The sequence below is a fragment of the Fructilactobacillus sp. YLN 2412 genome (genome assembly GCF_059488745.1).
In genome coordinates this window covers 877937-899811 of sequence record NZ_CM183165.1, presented here as the reverse complement: position 1 = coordinate 899811, position 21875 = coordinate 877937, and the positions used below count along the sequence as shown (strand labels likewise).

The window sequence follows — 21875 nt, the reverse complement described above, 5'->3', positions numbered from 1 at the left end:
ATCATTTTTTTAATATTCATAAGTTTTAACTTTTTCTTTCATTTGAGAAAAATCAGTTTCAGGATATTTATTTTCTAATGCTTTAAACATCATATGTTTAGCAAGATTTCCGTTTCTTGCCATGATTGGTCCGTGAAAATAGGTTCCAATGGTATTTTTATGCACAGCTCCTTCAGTGCCGTCTTCACCATTGTTTCCATATCCTTTCAATACTTTTCCAAGAGGATGTTCATCTTTACCTAAAAAAGTAATTCCTTGATGATTTTCAAAACCATGATATTTTTGACCTGTTACTTCATTTTGAATCAAAACATTGCCGATGAAACGATGGTCATCTTGTTGTTCAGTATAATGATCCATTGCATGAATCCCGGGAAGTTTTTGACCTGCAGCATCTACATAATACTTACCAAGCATTTGGTAACCACCACATATTGCGACTAGTGGTTTTCCTGCTTCAATAAACTTAATTAGTTCATCTTTTTTATTTTGCAGATCTTTGGCAACTACAGATTGTTCATAATCTTGACCTCCGCCAAATACGGCAAAATCATAGTCATCTGCATTAAAGCCCTGTTCTAGACTTACAATGTTTGAAGTTACTTCAACTCCAATTTGCTTTGCATAATACTGTAGGGCAAGGATATTACCAATATCACCATACGTATTCATCAAATCACCATAAAGGTGAGCAACTCTAATTGTCATTGTCATTAGTTTACTCCTCCTTTGATGTATCCCTTTTTAGTTAAAATGGATCTAACTTGCATCATCGCAGTATACGTTGCTAAAATATAAACTTTTTTAGTTGGCAGGTTAGGGATGTCAGCAACTACCTTTTCAAGGTCGGGCTGAATTTGATGTTTATCAGCTGGAACGCCTGCTACTTTTAATCTAAAAGTAATATCTTTATAACGTTGACCGCCAGTTTCAAATTGTTTGATATTCATATGAGGAAGACGTTCAAATTCTCCATCCCAAATCCAACTGGTATCAATTCCATCGGCATAATTAGCATTTAACAGAGCTACAAATGAAAAGGGGTCCTTTTCAGTCGAGAGTAAATCAATAACTTGGTTGGTTCCCACCGGGTTTTTAACTAAAATGATGGTTACATCCTTGTCACCAACTTTAATTTCTTCTTGACGACCAAAAATACGCTTGTTTGATTCAAAGGCATGTTTAATTTTTTCAGATGAAATTCCAAGTTCACGTCCTACCGAGTAAGCTGCTAAAGCATTATAGATATTGTAAGTTCCACCAATTCCAATTTCGTAATCTTGATTATCAATTGAAAATTTTGATGATATTGGTGTTCGATCAGTTACTTCATTAACTTTAAATGCTAAATTAGGACGATGGTACCCACAATTTGGGCAAGAATAGTCACCTAAGTTAGCATAAATAATATAGTGGTAATGCAAAATATGCTGACATATTGGACATAATATTCCATCTGTATTTGGATCTGCTTTGATATTTTGATTAGCAGGCTGATCTGCAAAACCATAAAAAACTTGGGGATTAGGTAATTCTTTAGAATTGAAAATTGGTTCGTCACCATTAGCAAGTACTAAAGCATCTGGAGCTAATTTAATTCCATCAAGAATTTTTTGATAAGTAGTGTAGATTTCACCGTAACGATCTAGTTGATCGCGAAAAATGTTGGTTAAAACAAACATTTTAGGCTTAATTTGTTCCACGATTGGTTTTACATTTGCTTCATCAACTTCTAATACTGCAATTCCTTTTTCACCTTTTTGTGGATTTTTAGCTTCTAAAAAGGTTGAAACAATTCCTTGAATCATATTTGATCCAGTTTTATTGGTTAAAATCTCCGAATATTTCTCCTTTAATACTTGAACAATTAAGGCAGTGGTCAGAGTTTTACCGTTTGTTCCACTAACTAGAATTACATCATAATTTTTCCCAAGTTCTTTTAAAACATTAGGATCAATTTTAGTGGTTATTTTTCCTGGTAGAGAGCTACCGCCGCCCATAAAAGTATGCAGGAACCAATATGAAGATTTACCTGCTAATGTTGCAATGTTACTTTGTAGTGTCATAGGAATTCACATCCTTTAATTATTTGCTGATAAAATACATCGTATATTAGATTTTAGCATAAAAACAACAGATAAACCGAATTATAACGTTGGTTAATATTATTTTAAAAAGTTAAAATAACAATGCAGCATGTTATTAAATTAGATATAATGAAATTAAGTGAGATTTTATAGAAAAAGGTGATACTTTGGCACAACTCTTTTTTCGGTATGGTGCAATGAATAGTGGAAAATCATTTGAAATTATTAAAGTTGCTCATAACTATGAAGAACAAGGGAAACGCGTGATTTTGATGACTAGTGCTCTTGATACTAGAGAAAAAGAAGGCACGATTGCATCCAGGATTGGATTAGAACGTGATGCAATGCCAATCAAATCAGAATCAAATGTAACAACAATGATTGAAGGTCAGTTAAATAAGATTGATAAATCTGTGAGCTGTATTTTAGTTGATGAAGCTCAATTTTTAGAAAAACATCACATTAAAGAACTAGCTGCAATTGTTGATAAATTTGACATTCCAGTTATGGCATTCGGATTAAAAAATGATTTTCAAAACCATCTGTTTGAAGGCTCAAAATATTTATTATTATATGCTGACAAGTTAGAAGAAATGAAAACAATTTGTTGGTTTTGTGAGAAAAAAGCAACCATGAATTTACGAATCCATGATGGCAAACCGGTTTATGAAGGAGAACAAGTTGTGATGGGCGGTAATGAAGCTTATTATCCAGTTTGTCGCAAACACTACTATCATCCGCCACTAAACTTAAAATAGAAACGAGGACCTAACATGGCTGATAATAAAATGGATCAGATCTTTGATAAATTGCAATCTGTCTCTGATCGTTATGATGAATTAAATGAATTAATTAGTGATCCGGAAGTGATTGCTGATACTAATCGTTTTATGAAACTTTCAAAAGAAGAAGGAAGTTTACGTGAAACAGTAGATGCCTACAACAAATATAAAGCTGTAACTGAAACATTAAATGAAGATCAACTAATGTTAAAAGATAATCTTGACGATGATATGACAGAAATGGTTAAAGATGAAATTTCGACTTTAGAACCGCAAAAAGCTGCTCTTGAAGATCAGCTTAAATTATTGCTAATCCCTAAAGATCCAAATGATGAAAAAAATATTATTATGGAAATTCATGGAGCTGCTGGTGGTGATGAAGCTAGTATCTTTGCTGCTGACTTATATAATATGTATGTTAAGTACGCCGAAACTCAAGGATGGAAAGTGCAGATAATTGATGAAGCGGATACGGATGTTGGAGGTTTTAAAGAAATTGTTTTGATGATTACTGGAGATAAGGTCTATTCAAAACTAAAATATGAAAATGGGGCTCACCGGGTTCAGCGAGTTCCAGAAACTGAATCAGCCGGACGGGTTCACACCTCAACTGCTACAGTTGGAGTAATGCCTGAAGAAGAAGATGTTGATATTAAAATTGATCCGGCTGATATTAGGACTGATGTTTATCGTTCATCAGGAGCTGGTGGTCAACATATTAATAAAACTTCATCAGCGGTTCGGATGACTCACTTGCCTACTGGAATTGTGGTTGCTATGCAAGATGAACGTTCACAGCAACAAAACCGTGTAAAAGCTATGAACGTGTTAAAAGCACGTGTTTATGAGTACTATAAGGAAAAAGAAGAGACTCAATATAATGCTGAAAGAAAATCTGCTGTTGGGACTGGTGATCGTTCTGAGAGAATTAGAACCTATAATTATCCCCAAAACCGAGTAACCGATCATCGAATCGGACTAACATTAAACAAACTTGATAAAATCATGGATGGCGATTTGGATGAAATCATTGATGCCTTAATTGTTTCTGATCAAGCAGATAAGTTGGAACATTTAAACGATGAACAAGCTTAAACCGAATGCAACAGTTTTCGAAGCCCTTAATTGGGCTTCTTTGTGTTTGCAGAAAAATAATTTGGAAGTCAATGGATCTCGCTATTTGATGCTTGATCAGATGAATTGGGATGAAACTAATTTGTTATTACATTATCGTGATCATTTATCAGAGATGGAACAAAAAACGTTTGAGATTAATGTAAGTCGATTATTACTCGGGGAACCGGCACAATATATTACTGGGAAAGCTTATTTTTATGGATTTCCATTTCATGTAAATCACAATGTTTTGATCCCGCGTCCAGAAACTGAAGAACTGGTAGAATGGATTTTACGTGACCATTTGGAGTCACACTTAAAAGTTTTAGACATTGGTACTGGAAGTGGGGCAATTGCAATTGCTTTAAAAAAACAACGTCCTAATTGGAAAATTATGGCTACTGATATTTCTTCTTCAGCTTTGCAAGTTGCTAAACAAAATGCTGAATTAAATGAAGTTTCAATTAACTTTCAGGTCAGTGATTTGTTTAAGCAAATAAAATCACAAAATTTTGATGTGATTGTTTCCAATCCACCTTATATTGCTGCCAATGAAGTTAAATATATGGATCAAAGTGTAATTCAATATGAACCGCAACAGGCTTTGTTTGCCCAACATGATGGACTTTTATTATATGAAAAATTGGCTGGTAGTGTTAAAAATTATTTAGTAGACAATGGTAATTTGTACTTAGAAATTGGATTTCAACAGGGGGAAAATGTCAGATTATTACTTAAACGGTGGAATCCACTTGCAAAAATTGATTTAAAACAGGATTTATCTGGACACGATCGTATGATCAAAATGTCCCTAAAAGGAGATAAGTAGATGGATACTAAAATATTTACGTCTGACCAAATCGAGCAGGCTGCTGCTGAAATAAAGAAAGGAAATTTAGTTTCATTTCCTACTGAGACAGTTTATGGATTAGGTGCAGATGCAACGAATGTTCAGGCAGTTGAAAAAGTATATCGGGCTAAAGGACGTCCTAGTGATAATCCATTGATTGTTCATGTAGCTGATGTAGCAACTGTTGAAAAATATGCACAACCTTTAAATGAAAAGACCAAACAACTGATTAAACAGTTTTGGCCTGGTCCTTTAACAATCATTTTGAAACTTAAACCACATATGTTATCTTCAAAAGTTACTGGAGGGCTTAAGACTGCAGCTTTTCGTAATCCTGATAAAGATGCAACATTGAGTTTGATTCGCAAAGCGGGCGTTCCATTAGTTGGTCCCTCTGCAAATACATCTGGGAAACCAAGCCCAACCTTAGCAAAACATGTTTATCATGATTTAAATGGCAAAATCGCTGGTATTTTAGATGCAGGAGCAACTGATTTTGGAGTTGAGTCTACAGTACTTGATTTATCAACTGATAATCCTACAATTTTGCGTCCGGGAGCAGTTACAAGACAAGCACTTGAAAAAATAATTGGTCCAGTAGTCGATGAACAAAAACATGTTGGGAAAACCGAAGTTCCTAAGGCTCCTGGTATGAAATATACTCATTATTCTCCAACTGCAGCTGTTCAAATTGTCGATAATGAAAGTCAATGGAAAGACGCAATGAAATGGGCAGCAAAACAATCAAGTAAAGTTGGAATTTTAGCAACTGATGCTGTTCTTAATGGTTATAATTGGCCGAAAAATGTTGAAACATATAGCTTGGGAAATGATGTAAATTCTGCCAGTCATGCTTTATTTGCTGGATTGCGTAGTTTTGATTTACATTCAAATATTACTGATATTTTGGTAGAAGGTTTTGCTACAGAAGGAATTGGGGCGGCCTATATGAATCGCCTTAATAAATCTGCTGGACAAAAGCACTTCGGATAGTTATAATCACTGAAATCAGAAAAGGCGGAGGTACAGTAGATGAGTTATGACTATCAAATAGACGACCCAGCACTTTGGGATGCAATTAAAAACGAGAGTAATCGTCAAGAAAATACTATTGAATTAATTGCCTCAGAAAATATTGTTTCAAATGCAGTTCGGGCAGCCCAAGGGTCCGTATTGACTAATAAATATGCCGAAGGGTATCCCTCTCATCGTTATTATGGGGGTTGTGAATATGTTGATATAGTGGAAAATTTAGCAATTAATCGTGCTAAAGAATTATTTGGTGCGGAATATGTTAATGTGCAACCTCATTCTGGTTCACAAGCTAATGAAGCAGCTTATTCGGCATTTTTAAAACCTGGTGATGTGATTTTGGGTATGGATTTAAATGCTGGCGGACATTTAACTCATGGGGCCAAAGTGAGTTTTTCTGGACAAATATATCAATCATATTCATATGGTCTGAATTCAGAAACAGAAAGATTAGATTATGAAGAGATTAGAGAACTTGCTAAAAAAGTTCATCCGAAAATGATTGTAGCCGGTGCTTCTGCATATAGTCGGATTATTGACTGGAATAAATTTAGAGAGATAGCTGATGAAGTTGATGCTTACTTAATGGTGGATATGGCGCATATTGCGGGATTAGTTGCCACTGGACTGCATCCCAGTCCAGTTGGAATCGCTGATGTGGTAACCACAACCACTCATAAAACGTTGCGTGGACCTCGGGGTGGGATGATTTTGTCACAAGAAAAATATGGGAAACAACTTAATTCAGCTGTTTTTCCTAGAACTCAAGGTGGTCCTTTAGAACACGTAATTGCCGGAAAAGCGGCTTCTTTTTATGAAGCATTACAACCAGAATTTAAAAAATATTCACAACAAGTTTTGCAGAATGCGAAAGCAATGGCTAAAACTTTTGAAGCATCAGATTCAATTCGCGTTGTTTCTGGTGGCACTGATAATCATTTGTTGACAATTGACTTAACTAGAACTGATTTAAATGGTAAAGAAGCACAGAATTTATTGGATAGTGTTTACATTACTACCAATAAAGAGGCACTTCCTAATGAAAAACGAAGTCCATTTGTAACTAGTGGAGTTCGAATTGGGACTCCAGCAATTACTTCACGTGGTTTTGATGAAAAGGATGCTCAAAAAGTTGCTAAATTAATTATTAAAGTAATTGAAAATAGTAAAGACCAAGATATCTTAAATGAAGTAAAATCAGAAGTTGCAGTGTTATGCGCTTCACATCCAATTACCCGTTAGAATTTAAATCAATGTGGTACAATAGATTTAAATAGTAAAGAGGAGTGGTTGAGATGGGCAAATTTCATGTTATGAATCATCCATTGATTCAGCATAAATTAAGCATCATTAGAGATAAGGATACTGGAACTAATGAATTTCGTGAGGTTGTAAACGAAATTGCTAACTTAATGGCTTTTGAAGTTACTAGAGATATGCCATTAAAGGATGTTAAGATTGAAACTCCAATGGGAATTGCTAATGCACAAAAATTAGCTGGTAAAAAGGTTGCTGTTGTTCCAATCTTACGAGCAGGAATTGGAATGGTAGATGGCATTTTAAGTTTAATTCCTAGTGCACGGGTTGGACACATCGGAATGTATCGTGATGAAAAAACCTTTGAACCACACGAATATTTTGTTAAATTACCATCTGATATTGAAGATCGGGAAGTTTTGGTAGTTGATCCAATGTTAGCAACTGGTGGATCAGCCATCATGGCAATTGATGCATTAAAGAAACGTGGTGCTAAAAACATTAAATTTGTGTGTTTAGTGGCTGCTCCTGAAGGAGTTGAAGCCTTGGAAAAGGCACATCCAGATATTGATATTTATGCTGCTGCTTTGGATGAAAAATTAGACGATGGTTATATTGTTCCTGGACTTGGGGACGCTGGTGATCGTTTGTTTGGAACTAAATAATAACTGTTAAGTAGAAATTTATATATTTCTACTTTTTTAATACCAAAATTTAACTAAATTTTGGCAAATTGTTAAGTATTTAGTTTTGTATTTTACTTTATTTGGTGGTATCATTCACAATGAATTTTAGATTATATTTTTTTAAATTTTAATCAAAATTTAGTGGTAATCGTTTTTTTACTGCTTGGAAAATGATGGGTAAAAGAGGTGATGATTAGTGGATCCAACTCGTACTTTTCAATTTTTAGGGCTGACTTTTAATGTTGGAAATATGATTTCTGGTGTTATCGTAGCCGCAATTGTTTTTGTTTTTGTATTTGTTTGTTCTAGACATTTACAAATTAGACCGAAAGGTAAGCAAAATTTATTGGAGTACATGATTGACTTTACAAATGGAATTGTAAAATCAACAATGCCAAGTGGTTCAACTAGGGATTATGGTTTATGGGCCTTTACATTATTTTATTTTATTCTAGTTTCCAACTTGTTAGGTTTATTCCTGCATATTGAAGTAGGTGGAATTGTTTATGTAAAGAGTCCAACTGCTGATCCAGTGGTTGCAATGACTTTTGCGCTTATGTCGCTACTGATTGCACAATATTCTAGTGTTATGAAATTAGGATACAAAGGTCATTTTGAGACATACATGCAACCAATTTCTTTCTTGTTACCTGTTAACTTGATGGAAGAATTGACTAACTTTTTAACGTTAGGTATTCGTGTTTACGGTAATATCTTTGCCGGTGAACTATTGGCTGGATTAATTGCCAAGTTGGCATTTTCTAACGGAATTGTCACACTTGCCGTTTCTGCTCCACTTGAACTGTTATGGCAAGGATTCTCAGTGTTTATTGGGTGTATACAAGCCTATGTATTTGTAACTTTATCGTGTGTATACGTTTCTCAAAAATTGTCAATTGAGGAATAAAAAATAGGAGGACTTAATTATGGGAGCTATTGCTGCTGGAATCGCTATGGGTGGTGCCGCTATTGGTGCCGGTATCGGTGATGGAATTTTAATTTCTAAAATGCTTGAAGGAATGGCACGTCAGCCAGAACTTAGTAACACTTTAAGAACTAATATGTTTATTGGTGTCGCTTTGATTGAAGTTATGCCTATCTTAGCCTTCGTTATTGCTATGTTAGTTATGAACAAATAGGGATAACATTTTCTTATTAAAGAAAAAGGAGGTGTCGATAGATGTTTACACATTTAATTGTTGGAGCTGCTGCATTTAACATTGGTGATGCACTTTTCTATGCTATTTTATTCATCATTTTAATGTGGGTAGTTAAGATTTTTGCATGGAAACCTGTTACTAAAATGATGCAAGATCGTGCTGATAAAATCGCCAAAGACATTGATACAGCTGAAAAATCTCGAAATGAAGCAGTTGAATTAGCCAAAAAGCGCGAGGATGCTTTAGTTCATTCTCAAGAAGAAGCTAATGAGATTATCAATAAAGCACAACAAACTGGTGATAAACGGCGTGAGTCAATCATTTCGGAAGCACATGCCGATGTCCAAAGCATTAAAGAAAATGCAGAAAAAGATATTGAACAACAAAAAAAAGATGCACTTGCTAGTACCAAAAATGATGTAGCTGATTTGTCTATTGAGATTGCTTCCAAAATCATTAAGAAGAACTTAGATGCCAATGATCAAAAAGCACTAATCGATTCTTATATTGAAGGGTTGGGTAATAATGACTCTAAGTAAACTCGATGTTGCTAAAAACTATTCCAAGGCATTATATGAAGCACTTGAAAGTGATAACTCGATAGATAAGGGTAAATCTGATTTGGATGCAATTAAGATTGTATTTGATAATGACCCTGAATTAGCAACTGCGCTAAACGGGGTAGCTTTAGATACTCAGCAAAAAGAAACTTTATTAAATCCTTTAATTGATGGAGCAACTTCTGAATACGTTCGGAATTTAATCAACATGTTGTTTGATTATGGAAGAATTAGTGATTTAGGTGCAGTGATTAATGAATTTGATAAATTATACAGTCAGAAAAATGGAATTGTGAAAGCGGAAGCAGTTACTGCAGTTCCATTAGATGAAGATGAAAAAAGTAAGTTAGCTCAATCATTAGGTAAACGAATTAATGCTAAAAAGGTTGAGTTATCTACAAAAATCAATCCAGATATCATTGGTGGCGTTATTTTAAAGTCATCAGACGTGATTTACGATGGTAGTATACGTACTAAAATCGAACAAATTAAACGTTTATTGTTGAAATAGTGATATCTATAATTAAAGAGGTGAAACTTTTATGAGCATTAAGGCTGAAGAAATCAGTGCTCTAATTAAAAAACAATTAGAAGGCTACAAAGATGACCTTACCGTTGATGAAACTGGTATTGTTACATACATTGGTGATGGTGTTGCACGTGCCTATGGTTTAGATAATGCCTTATCTGGTGAATTACTGGAATTCCAAAACGGTGTTTACGGAATGGTTCAAAACCTTGAAAGTAACAACGTTGGTATCGTTATTTTAGGTGATTATACTGGTATTCGTGAAGGCGATACAGTTAAACGTACTGGAAGAATCATGGAAGTTCCAGTTGGGGATGCAATGGTCGGACGAGTTGTAAATTCCTTAGGTCAGCCAATTGATGGTAAAGGTGATATTGACACTGATATGACTGCGCCAATTGAACATAAAGCACCAGGAATTATGGATCGTCATTCTGTTGATCAACCATTACAAACTGGAATTAAGGCCATTGATGCGTTAGTACCAATTGGCCGTGGGCAACGTGAATTAATCATTGGGGACAGAAAGACTGGTAAAACTTCGATTGCGATTGATACAATCTTGAACCAAAAAGATCAAAACATGATTTGTATTTATGTTGCGATTGGACAAAAAGATTCTACTGTCATGGGACAAGTCGATACTTTAAAGAAATATGGCGCAATGGATTATACTATTGTTGTTAATGCCGGACCTTCTGAACCAGCTCCATTGTTATATATTGCACCTTATTCTGGTGCTACAATGGGTGAATATTTTATGAATCGTAAAAAAGACGTTTTAATTGTCTTTGATGATTTAACGAAACAAGCAAATGCTTATCGTGAACTTTCATTGATTTTGAGACGTCCTCCAGGTCGTGAAGCTTATCCTGGTGATATTTTCTATACTCATTCACGTTTATTGGAACGTGCAGCCAAGTTAAACGATAAATTAGGCGGCGGGTCAATGACTGCTTTGCCAATCGTTGAAACCCAAGCAGGGGACGTGTCTGCTTATATTCCAACTAACGTTATTTCAATTACTGATGGACAGATTTTCTTAAACTCAGATATGTTTTATGCTGGTGATCGTCCAGCTATTGATGCTGGTACATCAGTATCTCGTGTTGGTGGAGATGCTCAAATTCCTGCCATGAAGAAAGTTGCTGGTACCTTGCGTATTGATCTTGCTTCATATCACGAACTTGAATCATTTGCACAGTTTGGATCAGACCTTGACGAGGCCACTAAGGCTAAGTTGGATCGTGGTGCTAGGACTGTAGAAGTATTAAAACAAAAACTTCATGATCCAATTCCAGTAGAAAAACAAGTTTTGATTCTTTATTGTCTTACTCATGGTTATCTTGATAAATTACCTGTCGATGATGTATTGAAGTATCAGAACCAAATCTTTAGTTATTTTGATGATTCTCATGAAGATTTGTTGAAACATATTAAAGAAACTGGAAAATTACCAGATTTAGATGCAATGAATAAGGCAATTGATGAATTTTCAAACATTTTTAAATCATCTGCCCAAAAAGTTGCTGACAAATAACTTGAAGGAGGTTAATAACTAATGGCTGGAATGAATGAAGTTAAGCATCGAATTGCATCAACCAAAAGTACGCGTCAGATTACTGAAGCGATGGAAATGGTTCAAACTGTTAAGCTTAATCAAATCCAAGGTCAGACAGAAACGTATAATACTTACGTTTCTAAGATTAAATCGGTTGTAATGCATCTTGCTCAGTCTCACATGTTAGACAACCATAAACCTTCAAGAAATAAAGCTGATAATTCAAAAGGTAAAACAGCTTATTTAGTAATTACATCAGATCGTGGTATGGTTGGAAGTTATAATAGTAGTGTGCTTCGTGGAACCAATCGTTTTATTGAACAACACACTCCAAACCAAGATGATTATGTCATTATGGCAGTTGGTGGTACTGGGGCTGATTTTTATAAGAAAAATGGTGCCAATATTGCTTATGAATATCGTGGTGTTTCAGATATTCCAACATTTAATGAAGTTAAAGGAATTGTTAAAGCAGTTTCTCAGATGTATAACGATGGCGTTTTCACTGAATTGTATGTTTGTTATAACCATTTTGTTAACCGAGTTAAATCTGATTATAGAGCTGAAAAGCTGCTTCCAATGGATCGCGAGTCAATTGAGCAAAGTATGAATGGTGCTGAAGGTGCTGGTTCAGACGTTGAAACCAAAGTACTTTCTGCTGAATATGAAGTTGAACCTTCAGAAGAAGAAGTTTTAAATGCAATTTTGCCACAATATGCTGAAAGCTTAGTATATGGTGCAATTTTGGATGCAAAAACTGCTGAACATTCTTCTAGCTCGATGGCGATGAAGGCTGCAACAGACAATGCGGATGATTTAATTTCAAGCTTAGAATTAAAATATAATAGAGCGAGACAAGCTGCTATTACTACTGAAATCACTGAAATTACTGGTGGTCAGGAAGCATTGAATCACTAATGATAGGAGGAATTAACGCATAATGAGTACTGGTAAAGTTGTACAAGTTATTGGACCGGTTGTCGATGTTGAATTTCCCCTAGATGGCGATTTACCAAAAATCAACGATGCTTTGAAAGTCAAAAAAGGTGACGACAATGTCTTAGTTACAGAAGTTGCACTTGAATTGGGTGACGGAGTTGTTAGAACAATCGCCATGGACGGAACTGATGGGTTACGTCGTGGAATGGAAGTTGAAAATACAGGAGCACCAATTGAGGTTCCTGTTGGTAATGATACGCTAGGACGAGTATTTAACGTTTTAGGTCAGACTATTGATGGTGGACCAAAATTTGGCCCAGATGCTGAAAGATGGGGAATCCATCGTCAAGCACCTAAGTTCGATGAAATCAATCCATCAACAGAAGTCTTAGAAACTGGTATCAAGGTTATTGATTTACTTGCCCCATATATTCGTGGTGGTAAGGTTGGATTATTCGGTGGTGCCGGAGTTGGTAAGACCGTTTTAATTCAAGAATTGATTCATAACATTGCTCAGGGTCATAACGGTATTTCTGTTTTCACCGGTGTTGGTGAAAGAACCCGTGAAGGTAATGATATGTACTTTGAAATGAAAGGCTCTGGTGTGTTGAAACAAACTGCCATGGTCTATGGACAAATGAATGAGCCACCTGGTGCACGTATGCGTGTTGCTTTGACTGGATTAACACTTGCTGAATACTTCCGTGATGAAGAAGGTAAAGATGTGCTATTGTTCATCGATAATATTTTCCGTTTCACCCAAGCCGGAACAGAAGTTTCAGCTTTGTTAGGACGTATTCCATCAGCCGTAGGTTATCAACCTACTTTGGCAACTGAAATGGGACAGTTACAAGAACGAATTACATCTACTAAAAAAGGTGCCATTACTTCTATTCAAGCTGTTTATGTTCCAGCTGATGATTATACTGATCCAGCTCCTGCAACCACATTTGCCCATTTGGATGCTACTACTAACTTGGAACGTTCTTTGACTCAACAAGGGATTTATCCAGCCGTTGACCCATTAGCGTCAACTTCGTCTGCTTTAGATCCAGATATTATCGGAGAAGAACACTTTAAGGTTGCTAGTGAAGTTCAACAGGTTTTGCAAAGATATCGTGAATTACAAGATATCATTTCAATTTTAGGAATGGATGAATTATCCGATGAAGAAAAGACGATTGTTGGTCGTGCTCGTCGGATCCAATTTTTCCTTTCACAACCATTTACAGTTGCTGAAACATTTACAGGTGTTCCTGGAAAGTACGTCCCTGTTAAAGATACTGTTGCTGGATTTAAAGGTATTTTAGAGGGTAAATACGACTACATTCCAGAAGACTTCTTTAGAAACTGTGGTCCAATTGAAGACGTTGTTGCTAAATACGACGAGTCTAAAAAAGGTGCCAGCAAATAAGGAGGGATCTAATTGGCTGATAATAAATCAGTGTTAACTGTTAGTATCGTTACTCCTGATGGCGAAGAATATACTAATGATAAATGTTCTTTGGCTGTCATTCAGACTGGATCCGGTGATATTGGTATCATGGCAAATCATATTCCTATAATTGCTGCTTTGAAAATTGGGCCTGCTCAATTTAATTATGGTAATGATGAATCTGATGTGCTGGCGGTTAATGGAGGATTTGTTGAATTCTCTAATAACGAGTTAACGATTGTTGCAGATAGTGCGGAACTTAAAAGCGAAATCGATGTCGATAGAGCTACTAGTGCTAAAGAACGTGCTCAACAAAAAATTAAAACTGCTAGTGAAGCAAATGATACTGATACTATGAATCGTGCTGAAGTAGCTTTGCAAAGAGCTGTTAACCGAATCAATGTTGCAAAACGTTAATAAAAATCATTTTAAAGTACTCAATAATTATTAGATAAATTTATTTAATAATTAAGGAGTGCTTTTTTGTTTGTTAACGATTAATTAAATACCTTTTGATAGTGGTTAAAACAGTGCTATCAAAGACAGTAACATGATTTTATGATATTATTAAAGATAGCGATAAGTCGGAGGAAAATATTATGAACGTATTTGGAATTCAAGCGTTAATGGGAATTATTTGTCAATTATTTTTCATAATTTTAGCATTTTGGGCAATTCAAGGAATACATTTTGAACGATTTTTGCCGATTCAGGAAAAACAAGGTAAAGTTTTAATTGTTTTACTATCAATTGCTGTTGGTTTTCTTTGCAGTTCATTTTTCCTTTCATTTATTGATAATATAAAAAATTTAACATTATTATTTTAAAATCTAGGAGTTTTATAAATGGATAAAATAGTTGTACATGGCGGGAATAAATTAACCGGGAATGTCCATATTGAAGGTGCCAAAAATGCTGTTTTACCAATTCTAGCAGCTACAATTTTAGCTAGCTCAGGTAAATCACAGTTGACTAATGCGCCAATTCTTTCAGATGTTCATATTATGAATGAAGTTTTGCGCAGTTTAGATTTAGAAGTTAAGTTTGATGAAAATCAAAATAAAATTACTGTAGATGCAACTGGAAATTTATCTTCTGAAGCACCATTTGAATATGTTTCAAAAATGAGAGCTTCCATTGTTGTTTTAGGACCGTTATTAGCACGTTTGGGTCATGCGCGTGTTGCTCTTCCTGGTGGTTGTGCGATTGGATCACGTCCAATTGATATTCATTTGCGTGGATTTGAAGCTATGGGTGCTAAGATTGAACAACACGAAGGTTATGTAGAAGCAAGTGCTCCAGATGGTTTAAAAGGAGCCGAGATTTATTTTGATTTTCCAAGTGTTGGAGCAACTCAAAATATTATGATGGCTGCTACGTTAGCTCATGGCAAAACTGTGATTAAAAATGTTGCAAGAGAGCCTGAGATTGTTGATTTAGCTGACTTGTTAAACGATATGGGAGCAAAAATTTCTGGAGCCGGAACAGATACGATTACGATTGAAGGGGTTCGAAGTCTTCACGGAGTTTCTCATAGAGTTGTTCAAGATCGAATTGAAGCAGGTACATTTATGGCAGCTGCCGCAATTACAGCTGGAAACGTTTTAATTGAAGATGGAGTTGCTGATCATAATTTACCATTTATTTCAAAACTTCGTGAAATGGGTGTAAAAGTTGAACAGGAAAAAAATGGAATTCGGATTATCGGTCCTGCTGAGTTGAAGCCAGTAGATGTTGAAACTGCACCTTATCCTGGTTTTCCAACTGATATGCAATCTCAAATGACGGTTTTACAATTAGCTGCTAATGGTGTTAGCACCTTAACGGAAAATGTTTTTGAAAATCGCTTTATGCATTTAGATGAGTTAAGACGAATGAATGCTAAGTATGAAATTAAGGGTAATAGTGTCATTATGTATGGTCCAACTGATTTTGAGGGAGCTGAAGTTGCGGCAACTGATTTACGAGCTGCAGCAGCATTGATTTTAGCGGGATTAATTGCAAAAGGGGAAACTATTATTACAAATTTACAATATTTAGATCGTGGTTATTATGAAATTGAGAAGAAACTACGTAATCTAGGTGCTGATATTGAGCGGGTTTCTACTGGTGCTTAAACAAATTTAGACAAATATTATGATATAATTTACTTATCGTAATAATAACGAAGGGAAGAATAATATGGCTCAAGATATTGGAATCGATTTAGGAACAGCCAACGTTCTTGTTTCTGTAACCGGACAGGGAGTAGTTCTTAACGAACCGTCAGTAGTAGCAGTTGATACAAAGACAAACAAAGTCTTGGCTGTTGGAAAAGAAGCATATGAAATGGTAGGAAGGACTCCTGGAAACATCAAAGCGATTCGTCCGCTTAAAGATGGAGTTATTTCTGATTTTGATGTTACAGAATCAATGTTGACCTATTTTATTAATAAATTAAGTGTTAAAGGTTTAGTTTCAAAACCAAAAGTTATGATTTGTGCACCAACTAATATTACTAATATTGAAAGAAAAGCAATCATTGAAGCTGCACAAAAAGCAGTTGGTGGTGAAGTTTTTCTTGAAGAAGAACCCAAAGTAGCTGCAGTTGGGGCAGGAATGGATATTTTTGAACCTAAGGGTAGTATGGTAATTGATATTGGTGGGGGAACATCTGATATTGCGGTAGTTTCTTTAGGTGATGTAGTTGCTAGTAAATCGCTAAAAGTAGCTGGTGATGTTATGAATCAAAACATTATTGATTTCATGAAACGTAATCATAACATTGTGATTGGGGAACATACTGCAGAAAAAATTAAAAAAACGATTGGTACTGCAGATATGCATAGTACTGAAGTTAAAGAAATGCAAGTACGTGGACGTGATGCCGTATCAGGAATGCCAATTTCAGTCACAATCAATAATAATGAAATTGCAGGAGCATTACACGGTACAATTGAAACAATTATTAGTGGAGCTAAAAGTGTTCTTGAAACTGTTCCGCCAGAACTTGCTGCCGATATTATTGATCGAGGAGTTATGTTAACTGGTGGTGGATCTATGCTAGCTGATATCGACTCAGTTATCTCGGATGCCTTAACAGTTCCGGTTCTTATTTCCGATGACCCATTAGAAAATGTGGCTAAAGGTGCTGGTGCTTTATTAGATCATATGAGTGAAAACAAGCCCAAGAAAAAAAGATTTAGTTTGTTTGGAAAAAATTAGTTAGGTGAAATTTTGAAACAAATTTTAATTTCGTTGATTGAACTTTATCAAAAAAATGTTTCGGCTTATACTACTGCGAAATGTAGATATCAGCCAACTTGTTCTAATTATATGTTGCTTTCAATTCAACGTTTTGGAACAATTAAAGGAATAATGATGGGATGTGCTCGAGTATTAAGGTGCAATCCATTCGTCAAGGGTGGTTATGATCCAGTTCCTACACATTTTAAGTTGAGTAGAAATAATAGTACCAAAAATTAGATTTATGATTAGGGAGTTATGATGGCACGCAAAAATAAAGAAATAGAAATTACTGTAATTAATAATCCAGAAGACAGTAATGTACGTTTAGTGCAAATTAATGGTCATACAATTGGAACAATTACCCAATCAGATAATAGATTTGATTGCGTTGTTGGGGACAGTACTTTTCATGAAAAGTCAGAGGAAGAAGCACTTCACCAGGTTGTAAGAGAGTATAATTTGCATCAAAGATAAACGTTTAACTTAAATTGATGTTAAGGAGAGTTTATCGTGTTTCGAAGAGAACAAGTAAAAGATGAAAATCGAATTGATTGGGGAATAATTTTTTGTGTGTTGATGTTAGCCTTAGTGGGATTGGCATCAATTTTTGTTGCAGCTGCTCATGATACTGGATCTACTTCAGTAATTAAAGCAGTTGTTTCTCAATTAATTTGGTATGCAATTGGAGCCGTTGCAATTGTTGTAATAATGCAATTTGATTCAGAACAATTATGGAAAATTGCCCCCTATGCATATGGGGTTGGAATTTTTCTATTGTTTGCAGTTCTGTTTCTTTACAGTAGATCATATTATGTACAAACTGGTGCTAAAAGTTGGTTTGCAATTGGTCCTTTGACCTTTCAACCTTCTGAGATAATGAAACCAGCTTATATTTTAATGGAAGCAAAAGTTATTGCTGCACATAATAATCGTTATCCAGTTCATACGGTCAAAAGTGACTGGAAATTAATTGGTGAGATGTTCTTATGGACGTTACCTGTAATCATTTTATTGAAATTACAAAATGATTTTGGAACTACAATTGTTTTTATTGCTATTTTAGGTGGTCTATTAATTGTTTCTGGGATTACTTGGAAGATATTAGGACCAAGTTTATTAATTTTTCTTGCTGTTAGTGTAACGTCTATTTCATTGGTTGTTACTAAAGGCGGCCGAACCATTTTGAGTCACTTGGGATTTCAATCTTATCAATTTGCTAGAATTGATAGTTGGTTGCATCCAGCGTCTGATTCTAGTAACCAAGGGTTTCAATTGTGGCAAAGTATGAAGGCAATCGGATCTGGTGGAGTGAGTGGTACTGGATTTAATGTTTCAAAAGTTTATGTTCCAGTTCGTGAATCCGATATGATTTTTTCCGTAGTTGGTGAAAATTTTGGTTTCATTGGCGGAGTTTTATTGATTTTATTATACTTTTTGTTGATTTATGAAATGATTAAGGTTACTTTTCAAACTAAAAATGTTTTTTATGCCTATATTTCAACTGGAGTAATTATGATGATTTTATTTCATGTTGTTGAAAATATTGGGATGAGCATTGATCTAATTCCTATGACAGGAATTCCATTGCCATTTATTAGTCAAGGGGGTTCGGCCTTGATTGGTAATATGATAGGGATTGGGTTAATAATGTCGATGCAATATCATAATAAAAGTTCAATGTTTAGTACAGAAAAACAATTTTCATAAAAAACATGCTTAGCATGTTTTTTTTGTTACTTGAAATTATAATTAGTGATATACTTAAGTTTCCAAACAATACGAATGGGAGTAAATGTAAATGACAGATAAGAAAACACACGTAGCACTATTATTTGGCGGAGACTCGTCTGAACATGATGTTTCAAAACGTTCTGCTCATAATATTTATGATGCGATGGATAAAGATAAATACGACGTTAGTTTGTTTTTAATCTCTAAAAATGGGATTGTTTTAGATGATGAATCGTCACACCGTGTATTTGCTGGTGAAGATGAAACAGCTGTTTTGCAAGATGTAACTGCAAAGTTAGATATGAATAATCCGCTTGCGCCAATTATTAATTTAGATAGTACGCATAATATTGATGTATTTTTCCCAATTATTCACGGTAATTTAGGGGAAGATGGAACTATTCAGGGGTTATTACGATTGCTACATAAACCATATGTTGGTAGCGGAATTATGGCTTCTTCAATGGCATATGATAAAGATATTACCAAAAAAATGCTTGATATTGCTGGAGTTAGAAATACTAAATATGTTTTGGTTACACCAGCAAATTCTAAAGATTGGAATTACGATAAGCTTAGTAAAAAACTTAATTCTTCAATTATTTTTATTAAACCAGCTAAGCAAGGTTCTTCAATTGGGATTCATCAAATTGAGAATCAAACAGAATATGAACAGGGAATCAGAGATGCTTTTCAGTATGATGATAAAATATTAGTTGAAGAAGCAATTGAAGGACCGGAAGAAGTCGAAATTTCAATTTTAGGAAATGAATATCCCAAAGCTTCTAAACTTGGAGCTATTAAAGTTCCTGAAACTGATGAATTTTATACGTATGAAAATAAATTCGTTGACGCTAGTGACGTTAAATTTACAATTCCAGTAAAATTACCTGATGGAGTAAGTGAAGAAATCACAGAAATGGCATTGAAAGCCTTTACTGTTTTAGAGTTAAAGGGAATGGCTAGAATTGATTTCTTAGTTTCAAAAGATTTCAAACCATATTTGGGTGAAATTAATACTTTACCTGGGTTTACTAATATTTCGTTGTATCCACAGTTATGGGAAGCATCGGGAATTAGTTATACCGAACTAATTGATCAGCTAATTGAACTTGCTTTTGAAGAATTTAAAAAACAAGAAAAAGTTTTACATGATTTCAAACCTTTGAATCAAAATGATCAGGAAAAAGTTTATAAAGCAAAATAAATAAAAAGGTTCAACCTAGATAAATTATCTAGATTGAACCTTTTTTATTAATTAGTAAAATTATATATGCAATTATAATAATAGTTCTTGTGAATTACGTATTTATTAATAGTTATGATAATAGTATTATCACTATTTTGTCATAAAGTTATTGACATTATGGCAATAATATTTCATAATTTTAAGCTGTGCTATTTAAAATATTAGTAATTAATAGTACGACTATTTAATAAGTAGGAGAGACTGAATAAATGGTGATATTTCCATCATCGGCAATGCTAAAGAAAATTGGGTTGCTTGTAAAAGAACGTCGTCAAGATTTGCATATGTCACAAGTTGAATTAGCGAAGGGAATTTGTACACAAACTACGATTAGTACTTTAGAAAATAATGGTTGTTTTAGTAAATGGGAACTGATTCCAGAAATTATTAAACGCCTTGATATTGATGTTAAAGAAATTGAAAATAAATCTTTGTATCGATATGGGGAAAGAAATTTGCGGCAAATAGAATTATGTCTTTTAACACATAAATTTTCTAAAGCACTAAAATTACTTTCTAAAATAAAGAAGGAAAATTTAGATTCAAAAAATTTGTTGGCGCGCTTTTATTGTGATTTGGGTTTCTCACAATTATTTATGGATGGTTCATTGGACGATGTTACAACTAGTTTTACTACTGCAATCTATAAACATACTTCTGATAACAATCAAATGGTAATAAGCTGGAGTTTTTTGGGAATGGCAATTGCTTATCAAAGGCTGGGATTACAAAAACGTTCTTTAGAATACTTTAAACTGGCAATCAGTAAACTGAATATATCTTTGCGAAATATTCATAAAAAAGAAGATTTATGGGTAAATACTCAATTAGCTTTAGCAGTAGTGGTTTTTGGGTTTGAAATTTCTGAACATCAATTAGTTCAAAAAGAATGCGATCTAGTTATGAATATTTTACGTTGTAATTATTCGTATTATTGTTTAAAAGATTTTTATTATGTAAAAGGGATTAGTTTAAAAGCAGAAAACAAAGAAGAAGCTGCTGAAAAATTATTTATGCAATCAAATGGATTATGTTGTTTAAGAAGTAATAATAATGTTCAAAAATTGTTAAGAATTAAACAATATGATGTAATAAAACAATAGAAAAAGGAGAGTCTTGGTTTATCAAGATTCTCCTTTTTAGATTATATTAATTAATTATTTTTACTTTTTTTAGGGTCAACTAATTTATTCTTTAAATTAGTACGAACAACTAACACATCACAAGTTGCGTTTCGAGTTATATATTCAGTTACAGAGCCAATTAAAAGCCTTTCCACAGCATTTAAGCCAGTAGCACCAATCATAATTAAGTCAATGTTTAACTCTTTAGTAAGATCCTTTGCAATGATTGTCTTAGGAGAACCATATTCGATTGAATAATCAACATTTTTAACTCCAGCAGCCTTCGCTTCTTGTGTATATTTATCTAATTTACTTTTGGCTTCATCAGAAATGTCAGTAACGATTGAAGTATCAAAACTGGATATTTCTTGAAAAGCTCTAGTGTCAATCACATGTACAATATGAAGATGAGCATCATTTCGCTTTGCAACAGCTACTGATTTTTGAAATGCCAATTCAGCACCATATGAACCATCAACAGGAACTAAAATATTATTATATTCTTGAATCATTATAATCACCTCATTACTTTTATTAATTTAAGCATAA

General features: G+C 34.3%; 25 protein-coding genes. 22 read left to right on the top strand and 3 right to left on the bottom strand.

The genetic code is table 11. The features are described 5' to 3' along the window. Positions 1–9: 9 nt before the first annotated feature. Positions 10–714 (bottom strand): type 1 glutamine amidotransferase, encoded by a 705-nt coding sequence (locus tag AC0GLR_RS04480; RefSeq protein ID WP_495604280.1) that lies wholly within the window; start codon positions 712–714, stop codon positions 10–12. Further along, a complete protein-coding gene (locus tag AC0GLR_RS04475; RefSeq protein ID WP_495604279.1) occupies positions 714–2066 on the bottom strand; it encodes a MurT ligase domain-containing protein in 1353 nt (450 codons plus the stop codon). The genes AC0GLR_RS04480 and AC0GLR_RS04475 overlap by 1 nt, the downstream gene beginning before the upstream one ends. 188 nt (positions 2067–2254) lie before the next feature. Between AC0GLR_RS04475 and AC0GLR_RS04470 the strand changes: the two genes are divergently transcribed. The 22 genes from AC0GLR_RS04470 to AC0GLR_RS04365 all read left to right on the top strand — a co-directional run bounded on the left by AC0GLR_RS04470 (position 2255) and on the right by AC0GLR_RS04365 (position 21305). After that, a complete protein-coding gene (locus tag AC0GLR_RS04470) occupies positions 2255–2845 on the top strand; it encodes a thymidine kinase (protein WP_495604278.1) in 591 nt (196 codons plus the stop codon). Positions 2846–2875: 30 nt separating this feature from the next. Next, complete coding sequence (prfA, locus tag AC0GLR_RS04465) at positions 2876–3964, top strand: peptide chain release factor 1 (protein WP_495605418.1); 1089 nt, start codon at positions 2876–2878, stop codon at positions 3962–3964. After that, on the top strand, positions 3951–4814 hold the full coding sequence (prmC, locus tag AC0GLR_RS04460) for a peptide chain release factor N(5)-glutamine methyltransferase (protein WP_495604277.1): 864 nt from the start codon (positions 3951–3953) through the stop codon (positions 4812–4814). Before prfA ends, prmC begins: the two co-directional genes overlap by 14 nt. Further along, positions 4815–5828: an L-threonylcarbamoyladenylate synthase gene (locus tag AC0GLR_RS04455; RefSeq protein WP_495604276.1), complete on the top strand. Its 1014-nt coding sequence runs from the start codon at positions 4815–4817 to the stop codon at positions 5826–5828. Positions 5829–5867: 39 nt separating this feature from the next. Beyond that, positions 5868–7109 carry a serine hydroxymethyltransferase gene (glyA, locus tag AC0GLR_RS04450; protein WP_495604275.1) on the top strand — a complete coding sequence of 414 codons (1242 nt, stop codon included), beginning with the start codon at positions 5868–5870 and terminating at the stop codon, positions 7107–7109. Between the two features lie 53 nt (positions 7110–7162). Further along, positions 7163–7789: a uracil phosphoribosyltransferase gene (gene upp, locus AC0GLR_RS04445; RefSeq protein ID WP_495604274.1), complete on the top strand. Its 627-nt coding sequence runs from the start codon at positions 7163–7165 to the stop codon at positions 7787–7789. A 217-nt stretch (positions 7790–8006) separates the two neighbouring features. Next, positions 8007–8717, top strand: coding sequence for a F0F1 ATP synthase subunit A (gene atpB / locus AC0GLR_RS04440; RefSeq protein ID WP_495604273.1), 711 nt, complete (start codon positions 8007–8009; stop codon positions 8715–8717). Between the two features lie 19 nt (positions 8718–8736). Then, entirely contained in the window at positions 8737–8949 is a 213-nt protein-coding gene (atpE, locus tag AC0GLR_RS04435) for a F0F1 ATP synthase subunit C (protein WP_495604272.1), read from the top strand. 41 nt (positions 8950–8990) lie between these two features. Continuing rightward, positions 8991–9509 carry a F0F1 ATP synthase subunit B gene (atpF, locus tag AC0GLR_RS04430; protein WP_495604271.1) on the top strand — a complete coding sequence of 173 codons (519 nt, stop codon included), beginning with the start codon at positions 8991–8993 and terminating at the stop codon, positions 9507–9509. Continuing rightward, the gene (gene atpH / locus AC0GLR_RS04425; RefSeq protein WP_495604270.1) at positions 9496–10041 is read left to right on the top strand and encodes an ATP synthase F1 subunit delta; all 546 of its coding nucleotides are present in this window, start codon (positions 9496–9498) and stop codon (positions 10039–10041) included. Before atpF ends, atpH begins: the two co-directional genes overlap by 14 nt. A 31-nt stretch (positions 10042–10072) precedes the next feature. Next, a complete protein-coding gene (gene atpA / locus AC0GLR_RS04420; protein WP_495604269.1) occupies positions 10073–11599 on the top strand; it encodes a F0F1 ATP synthase subunit alpha in 1527 nt (508 codons plus the stop codon). Between the two features lie 21 nt (positions 11600–11620). Next, positions 11621–12538 (top strand): F0F1 ATP synthase subunit gamma, encoded by a 918-nt coding sequence (locus AC0GLR_RS04415; protein WP_495604268.1) that lies wholly within the window; start codon positions 11621–11623, stop codon positions 12536–12538. A gap of 22 nt (positions 12539–12560) precedes the next feature. Next, positions 12561–13973, top strand: coding sequence for a F0F1 ATP synthase subunit beta (atpD, locus tag AC0GLR_RS04410; protein ID WP_495604267.1), 1413 nt, complete (start codon positions 12561–12563; stop codon positions 13971–13973). A 12-nt stretch (positions 13974–13985) separates the two neighbouring features. After that, positions 13986–14411: a F0F1 ATP synthase subunit epsilon gene (locus tag AC0GLR_RS04405; RefSeq protein ID WP_495604266.1), complete on the top strand. Its 426-nt coding sequence runs from the start codon at positions 13986–13988 to the stop codon at positions 14409–14411. Positions 14412–14593: 182 nt separating this feature from the next. Further along, entirely contained in the window at positions 14594–14821 is a 228-nt protein-coding gene (locus AC0GLR_RS04400; protein ID WP_495604265.1) for a DUF1146 family protein, read from the top strand. An 18-nt stretch (positions 14822–14839) separates the two neighbouring features. Further along, positions 14840–16111, top strand: a complete 1272-nt coding sequence (murA, locus tag AC0GLR_RS04395) for a UDP-N-acetylglucosamine 1-carboxyvinyltransferase (RefSeq protein ID WP_495604264.1) — start codon at positions 14840–14842, stop codon at positions 16109–16111. A 64-nt stretch (positions 16112–16175) separates the two neighbouring features. Continuing rightward, on the top strand, positions 16176–17198 hold the full coding sequence (locus AC0GLR_RS04390; RefSeq protein WP_495604263.1) for a rod shape-determining protein: 1023 nt from the start codon (positions 16176–16178) through the stop codon (positions 17196–17198). 12 nt (positions 17199–17210) lie between these two features. Further along, positions 17211–17459, top strand: coding sequence for a membrane protein insertion efficiency factor YidD (yidD, locus tag AC0GLR_RS04385; RefSeq protein WP_495604262.1), 249 nt, complete (start codon positions 17211–17213; stop codon positions 17457–17459). A 21-nt stretch (positions 17460–17480) separates the two neighbouring features. Then, positions 17481–17696 carry a DUF2969 domain-containing protein gene (locus AC0GLR_RS04380; protein WP_495604261.1) on the top strand — a complete coding sequence of 72 codons (216 nt, stop codon included), beginning with the start codon at positions 17481–17483 and terminating at the stop codon, positions 17694–17696. Between the two features lie 36 nt (positions 17697–17732). Next, a complete protein-coding gene (locus AC0GLR_RS04375; RefSeq protein ID WP_495604260.1) occupies positions 17733–18929 on the top strand; it encodes an FtsW/RodA/SpoVE family cell cycle protein in 1197 nt (398 codons plus the stop codon). A 91-nt stretch (positions 18930–19020) separates the two neighbouring features. After that, on the top strand, positions 19021–20160 hold the full coding sequence (locus AC0GLR_RS04370) for a D-alanine--D-alanine ligase family protein (RefSeq protein ID WP_495604259.1): 1140 nt from the start codon (positions 19021–19023) through the stop codon (positions 20158–20160). 251 nt (positions 20161–20411) lie between these two features. Then, positions 20412–21305 carry a helix-turn-helix transcriptional regulator gene (locus AC0GLR_RS04365; RefSeq protein WP_495604258.1) on the top strand — a complete coding sequence of 298 codons (894 nt, stop codon included), beginning with the start codon at positions 20412–20414 and terminating at the stop codon, positions 21303–21305. A gap of 50 nt (positions 21306–21355) precedes the next feature. Here AC0GLR_RS04365 and AC0GLR_RS04360 read toward each other — a convergent pair whose 3' ends face one another. Then, positions 21356–21838 (bottom strand): universal stress protein, encoded by a 483-nt coding sequence (locus tag AC0GLR_RS04360; protein WP_495604257.1) that lies wholly within the window; start codon positions 21836–21838, stop codon positions 21356–21358. Positions 21839–21875 lie beyond the last annotated feature (37 nt).

What these genes read in the sequence shown, in the direction of transcription:
- glyA (WP_495604275.1), top strand. Translation starts at nt 5,868, where the DNA reads ATGAGTTATGACTATCAAATAGACGACCCAGCACTTTGGGATGCAATT.
- AC0GLR_RS04370 (WP_495604259.1), top strand. Translation starts at nt 19,021, where the DNA reads ATGACAGATAAGAAAACACACGTAGCACTATTATTTGGCGGAGACTCG.
- atpA (WP_495604269.1), top strand. Translation starts at nt 10,073, where the DNA reads ATGAGCATTAAGGCTGAAGAAATCAGTGCTCTAATTAAAAAACAATTA.
- prfA (WP_495605418.1), top strand. Translation starts at nt 2,876, where the DNA reads ATGGATCAGATCTTTGATAAATTGCAATCTGTCTCTGATCGTTATGAT.
- murA (WP_495604264.1), top strand. Translation starts at nt 14,840, where the DNA reads ATGGATAAAATAGTTGTACATGGCGGGAATAAATTAACCGGGAATGTC.
- AC0GLR_RS04415 (WP_495604268.1), top strand. Translation starts at nt 11,621, where the DNA reads ATGGCTGGAATGAATGAAGTTAAGCATCGAATTGCATCAACCAAAAGT.
- AC0GLR_RS04380 (WP_495604261.1), top strand. Translation starts at nt 17,481, where the DNA reads ATGGCACGCAAAAATAAAGAAATAGAAATTACTGTAATTAATAATCCA.
- AC0GLR_RS04400 (WP_495604265.1), top strand. Translation starts at nt 14,594, where the DNA reads ATGAACGTATTTGGAATTCAAGCGTTAATGGGAATTATTTGTCAATTA.
- prmC (WP_495604277.1), top strand. Translation starts at nt 3,951, where the DNA reads ATGAACAAGCTTAAACCGAATGCAACAGTTTTCGAAGCCCTTAATTGG.
- atpF (WP_495604271.1), top strand. Translation starts at nt 8,991, where the DNA reads ATGTTTACACATTTAATTGTTGGAGCTGCTGCATTTAACATTGGTGAT.
- atpE (WP_495604272.1), top strand. Translation starts at nt 8,737, where the DNA reads ATGGGAGCTATTGCTGCTGGAATCGCTATGGGTGGTGCCGCTATTGGT.
- atpD (WP_495604267.1), top strand. Translation starts at nt 12,561, where the DNA reads ATGAGTACTGGTAAAGTTGTACAAGTTATTGGACCGGTTGTCGATGTT.
- upp (WP_495604274.1), top strand. Translation starts at nt 7,163, where the DNA reads ATGGGCAAATTTCATGTTATGAATCATCCATTGATTCAGCATAAATTA.
- AC0GLR_RS04455 (WP_495604276.1), top strand. Translation starts at nt 4,815, where the DNA reads ATGGATACTAAAATATTTACGTCTGACCAAATCGAGCAGGCTGCTGCT.
- AC0GLR_RS04480 (WP_495604280.1), bottom strand. Translation starts at nt 714, where the DNA reads ATGACAATGACAATTAGAGTTGCTCACCTTTATGGTGATTTGATGAAT.
- AC0GLR_RS04390 (WP_495604263.1), top strand. Translation starts at nt 16,176, where the DNA reads ATGGCTCAAGATATTGGAATCGATTTAGGAACAGCCAACGTTCTTGTT.
- AC0GLR_RS04475 (WP_495604279.1), bottom strand. Translation starts at nt 2,066, where the DNA reads ATGACACTACAAAGTAACATTGCAACATTAGCAGGTAAATCTTCATAT.
- atpH (WP_495604270.1), top strand. Translation starts at nt 9,496, where the DNA reads ATGACTCTAAGTAAACTCGATGTTGCTAAAAACTATTCCAAGGCATTA.
- AC0GLR_RS04360 (WP_495604257.1), bottom strand. Translation starts at nt 21,838, where the DNA reads ATGATTCAAGAATATAATAATATTTTAGTTCCTGTTGATGGTTCATAT.
- AC0GLR_RS04365 (WP_495604258.1), top strand. Translation starts at nt 20,412, where the DNA reads ATGGTGATATTTCCATCATCGGCAATGCTAAAGAAAATTGGGTTGCTT.